This is a genomic window from Streptomyces sp. DH12 (genome assembly GCF_020873895.1).
Taxonomy (GTDB): domain Bacteria; phylum Actinomycetota; class Actinomycetes; order Streptomycetales; family Streptomycetaceae; genus Streptomyces.
This window is the reverse complement of sequence record NZ_JAHWGT010000347.1, coordinates 1-670: the sequence shown is the minus strand read 5'-3', so window position 1 is coordinate 670 and position 670 is coordinate 1. Positions and strand designations below refer to the sequence as shown.

Sequence of the window (670 nt, the reverse complement as noted above, 5' to 3'; positions counted from 1 at the left end):
ATCTCGTCGAGGGCGGCCCGGAGAACCTCGCCGAGCTGGCGCGCTTCCTGTCGGACACGGTGCTGCTGACCGGCGAGGGCTTCGAACAGCCCCGCAGGATGCCGGAGTTCGGCGTGCACGGGGAGCGTCCCGTCGTACCGGGCCGTCCGACGGTCGGCGTGCTCTTCTACCGCGCCCACGAACTCAGCGGCAACACCGCGTTCGTGGACACCCTGTGCGACGCGATCGAGGCGCGCGGCGCCAACGCGCTCGCCGTGTACTGCGGTTCGCTGCGCGGCGCCGACCCGGAGCTGTACGAGCTGCTGGGGCGGGCCGACACGCTGGTCGCCACCGTGCTCGCGGCCGGCGGCAGCCACGCCTCGCAGGCGTCGGCGGGCGGCGAGGAGGAGGCCTGGGACGTCGGCGCGCTCGCCGAGCTGAACGTGCCGGTGCTGCAAGGCCTGTGCCTGACGACCTCGCGGGCGGCCTGGGAGGAGTCCGACGCGGCCCTCTCCCCCATGGACGCGGCCATGCAGGTCGCCATCCCCGAGTTCGACGGCCGGCTGATCACCGTCCCGTTCTCCTTCAAGGAGCAGGGACCGGACGGCGTGCCGGTGTACGTCGCCGACCCCGGGCGGGCGGCGCGGGTCGCCGGAATCGCCGTACGGCACGCGGCGTTCGGCTTGTGCCG

1 protein-coding gene is annotated in these 670 nt (G+C 74.0%); it reads left to right on the top strand.

All coding sequences use genetic code 11. The features are described 5' to 3' along the window. On the top strand, positions 1-670 hold a 670-nt coding region (locus LPA54_RS34475; protein WP_228984583.1), incomplete at both ends, for a cobaltochelatase subunit CobN.